The sequence below is a fragment of the Micromonospora sp. NPDC018662 genome (assembly GCF_044391475.1).
In the GTDB taxonomy this organism is placed as follows: domain Bacteria; phylum Actinomycetota; class Actinomycetes; order Mycobacteriales; family Micromonosporaceae; genus Micromonospora.
In genome coordinates this window covers 226256-230449 of record NZ_JBISAC010000010.1, presented here as the reverse complement: position 1 = coordinate 230449, position 4194 = coordinate 226256, and the positions used below count along the sequence as shown (strand labels likewise).

At 71.0% G+C, this 4194-nt stretch carries 3 protein-coding genes; all 3 read right to left on the bottom strand.

Annotated features, from left to right (window positions below; genetic code table 11):
• Nucleotides 1–158 precede the first annotated feature (158 nt).
• On the bottom strand, nt 159–1838 hold the full coding sequence (locus ACH495_RS25835) for an ABC transporter substrate-binding protein (RefSeq protein WP_396860280.1): 1680 nt from the start codon (nt 1836–1838) through the stop codon (nt 159–161).
• Between the two features lie 122 nt (nt 1839–1960).
• A complete protein-coding gene (locus tag ACH495_RS25830) occupies nt 1961–2962 on the bottom strand; it encodes a LacI family DNA-binding transcriptional regulator (RefSeq protein ID WP_396860279.1) in 1002 nt (333 codons plus the stop codon).
• 225 nt (nt 2963–3187) lie between these two features.
• On the bottom strand, nt 3188–3910 hold the full coding sequence (locus ACH495_RS25825) for an FkbM family methyltransferase (RefSeq protein WP_396860290.1): 723 nt from the start codon (nt 3908–3910) through the stop codon (nt 3188–3190).
• Between the last annotated feature and the right edge of the window lie 284 nt (nt 3911–4194).

Below are 4194 nucleotides of genomic sequence, written 5' to 3'. Positions count from 1 at the left end.
CCAGCTCGGCGGTGAGCCGGTCGCGCAGCGCGGTGAGCCGGCGACGCAGCACCGCGGGCCGGTGGCAGTCCGCGACCCGGGGTGCCTCGTCGGGGGGGGGGGGGGCGGGCGCGCCCCCCCCCCCCCCCCCCCCCCCCCCCCCCCCCCCCCACGCCGGATCAGCCGGCGGTCGGCCTGAGGTGCAGCACCACGTCCAGCGCGTTGGGCTGGGTGGGCTGCAGGGCGCCGTACGGGTTCGCGTCGTCCGGCCAGCCGGTCCAGTTCTTCGCGCTGTACGCGCCGCCGATGTTGTCCGCGCCGACCGGGATCATCGGCACCTGCTCGACGAAGATCTTCTGCAGGGTGGCGAGCGCGGTGGTGCGGGCGGCGTCGTCGGTCGCGTTGGCGTACGAGCTCAGGGCGTCGGTCGCCGCCTTGTCGTCGAAGCGGCCGAAGTTGCCGGCCGGGGAGGCGGTGCCGATCGGCTTGAGCACCCGACCGTCCATGATCGTCCGGTAGATGTCGTACGGCGTCGCGCCGCTCTCGGTCCACCGGAACGTGGCGTCGAAGTTGCCCTGCTCCACGTTGCGGAACCAGGCGTCCTGGTTGGCCTTGTCGACGGTCGCCGCGATGCCGATCTTCGACAGGTTGTCCTTCACGATCTCCAGGCTGGTCTGGTAGTCGGACCAGCCGGCCGGGTCGGTCAGCTTGATCGTCACCGGCTTGCCGCTCCGGTCCTTGAGCGTGGTGCCGTCGAGCCGGTAGCCGGCGCCGGTGAGCAGCGCCTTCGCGCCCTCGACGTCGACCTTGTGCTCCTGGCCCTTGAACTCGGGCGCGATGAACGAGTCACCGGCCGGGCTGGGCAGGCCGGTCACGCTCTTGACCTCGGGGTGGAAGTAGGCGGCCGACGCGGTGGTGAAGATGTCCGTCCGGTCCACCACCATGTTCATCGCCCTGCGCAGCGTCGGGTCGTCGAACGGCTTCTTCGTGGTGTTGAGGTAGAGGCCGTGGATGCCCAGCACCGCCGGCGCCCACACCTTGTGGTTCTTCTGGTCCTTGGCCACGAACACGGCCTGGTAGTTGGGGATGAAGACGAAGCTCCACTCCGACTCGCCGTTGGCCAGCGCCGTGGTCTGCGCGCTGTTGTCGGTGTACGAGGTGAAGCGCAGTTCCTTCACCTTCGGCGCGTCCTGCCAGTAACCCTTGTCCCGCACGGTCAGCGTGGTGGTGGCCGGCGTGAACGACTTGAGCGTGTAGGGCCCGCTGCCGACCGGCTGCTTCACCGGGTCGGTGGTCGGGTCGGCGATCTTCTCCCAGATGTGCTTGGGCACGATCGGCACCCGCCACAGCACCTTCTGCTGGTTGACGAACTGCGGGCTGGACATCGAGATCGTGACCTCGTTGCCGGTCGCGGTCGCGTCCGTGTACGGCACGCCCTGGTCGTTGAGCGCCGGGAACTTCTTGACCAGGTTGTAGGTGAACGCGACGTCCTCGGCGGTGACCTTCTGCCCGTCCGACCAGGTGGCGTCGTCGCGGACGGTCACCTTCACGGACTTGTAGTCCGCCGACCACTCGGCCTTGGTGGCCAGCCACGGCTTGAACGGGTCCGCCGGCTTGACCGGGTTCCACATCATCAGCGGCTCGTAGATCTGCCAGCGGTAGCCCAGCGACGCCGCGGCCGAGGTGGTGAGGAACGGGTTGTTGTTCTCGGCCTGCGGGCCGTTGGGCATGCCGACGTTCAGCACGGTCGCGGCCTGGCCGCTCTTCTTGTTCGCGTTCGGGCTGTCGCCGCACGCGGCGACCGTGGTGGTGACCATCGCGCCGGCCAGCGCGACGGCGAGGAGTTGCCTTCTTCTCATGGAGGTCTCCCTCGGTGCTCCCGCATGTCATCGGGCGGGATGTGGTGGATGGAGGGTGTGCGGTGGTGCCACCGGCGGGCGGGGCCCGCCGGTGTGGTCGCCGGGTTCGGCGGGGTGACTGCTCAGGTGACGCGGGTGGAGGCGCGGGCGGCGAAGCCGGTGGGGATGACGGTCGGGGTGTCGGGCAGCGGCGTGCCGGTGAGGTGGGCGATGAGGAGTCGGGCGGCGGCCGCGCCCATCTCCCGCAGGGGCTGGTGCACGGAGCTGAGCGGCGGGTGGGTGTGCCCGGCCAGCGGCAGGTCGTCGAAGCCGACGACCGCCACGTCCTGCGGGACGCGCCGGCCGGCGTCGCGCAGCGCCTGGAGCGCACCGGCGGCGGAGAGGTCGTTGTGTGCGAAGACCGCGTCGAACGGCACGCCGTCGGCGAGCAGCCGCCGCACCGCCGCGCGTCCACACTCGAAGGTGAAGTCGCCCTCCACCACCCGTTCCGGCCCGATGGGTACGCCGGCCTCGGCGTAGCCACCGGCGAAGCCGGTCAGTCGTTCCCGGGTGCAGCCGAACCGGCGCAGGCCGGTGATGACCAGCGGTCGTCGGCGTCCGAGCGCCAGCAGGTGCGCGGCGGCGGCCCGTGCGCCCGCCTCGTTGGTGGTCCGCACCGACGGGAAGCCGGGCTGGTGACCGCGGTCGTCGATGAGGATGACCGGCAGGCCGCGGCGGTGCAGCCCGGTGATGTAGTCCAGGGTGCCCTCGGGCTCGACCACGAGCAGGCCGTCGAAGGACTTGGCGGAGACCTGGGAGGCGAAGCGCCGCATCGACTCGTCGCCGTGGGTGCAGGTGAACAGCAACATGCCGTAGCCCTCGGCCTCGACCGTGTCGGCCGCGCCCTGGAGCACCTCGCCCATCCAGGGCCAGGTCAACGCCGGCACCAGCATGCCGACCACCCGGGTGCGCCCGCGGGCCAGGCCGACCGCGCGGGCGCTCGGCACGTAGCCGAGATCGCTGATCACCGCGCGGACCCGGTCGGCGGTGCGGACGTGCACCTCGCCCTTGCCGTTGAGCACGCGCGAGACGGTCGTCTTGCTCACCCCGGCCCGGGTGGCGACGTCGGCGATGGTGATCGGCACGTGACGCTCCCGGGTCGTAGGGGTTGAGGGGGTGTTTCGGAACCGGTTGCGGTAGCGGTTCCGTGGCAGTCAACCGAAGTGGCGCCGGTCACGTCAATAACGGGTAGGTAACGAATCATGTCTAAGTTCGAACCCTGAAAAAAGCGGTGGGGCAGCGGAAGTGTCGATCAAGCGGTTGAGCAGCGTCGATGCGACGGGGAATGTGCAGTCCGATGTGGACCGGCGTCAGCTCCGCGCGTACACGTCGCCGGCGTTCGCCTCGTGCGGCACCGCCCGCAGGTACGCCGCGACCTCGGCGGCCGGTCGCCACCCGGGAAGCGCGAAGCCCATCTCGTCGCCGAGCGCCACGGCGAACCCGGTGAAGCCGAGCGTGGTGAGTCGGTCCAGGCAGCGTTCGGCCAGGTCCCGCGTGATGGTGGTGAACTCGAACGACAGCGCCGGAACCGGCCGGCTCAGCCCGGCCAGCACGGCGTCCTCGAAGCCCTCCACGTCGATCTTCACGAACGCCGGCACGCCGTGCTCGGCGACGAGCGCGTCCAGTGTGGTGCCGGCCACCTCGATCTCGGCGTCCCAGGTCTCGCCCGCCCAGCCGACGGCGTGCCCGGCGGCCCGGACGAAGCCGGGGGAGGCGGTGGAGACGGTCGGGTTGGCGGAGTTCACGTGCAGCCGCACCGGTCCGGCGGTCCGCCCGCAGGCCGCCTCGACGACGGTGACCGCCTCGTCGTCCGCGTGCAGGGCGCGCAGCGCCCGGGCGCAGAGCGGCTGCGGCTCCACGGCCACCACCCGAGCGCCGAGCCGACGGAAGCTGGCCAGCCGGTCGCCCACGTGCGCGCCGACGTCGAAGACCAGGTCACCGGTGCGGACCAGCGGCGCGTAGAACGCGTCCAGTGCCGCCTCGCGGGCCCGGTCACCGTGGTAGAACTCCAGCGACCGGCGCAGCCCGGCCATCGCCGGATCCGCCTTGAGCGCCTCGATCACCCCGTCCCGACCCACCTCACCGACCGTAGTCACAACCCCGGCATACCCGCCGCCATCTCGAATACCCACCGGCAAGTCCCCCCTCAACCCAGCCTCCTAGGACGCACTACGGGCGGTGACGCCTCCGCAGACACCAAACGCCCCGACAAGGTGCCGAGGTCCACCAGCCGAGACGGATCATCCGCATATCGAGATCACCGCAGATCTTGGAAGGAGAGCGCCCCCAGAGGGGCCATTCCTTGCCAAGATCTGCG

Bases quoted from the DNA above. Each gene is read 5' to 3' on its own strand.
- ACH495_RS25835 (WP_396860280.1), bottom strand. From the start codon at position 1,838: ATGAGAAGAAGGCAACTCCTCGCCGTCGCGCTGGCCGGCGCGATGGTC.
- ACH495_RS25825 (WP_396860290.1), bottom strand. From the start codon at position 3,910: ATGGCCGGGCTGCGCCGGTCGCTGGAGTTCTACCACGGTGACCGGGCC.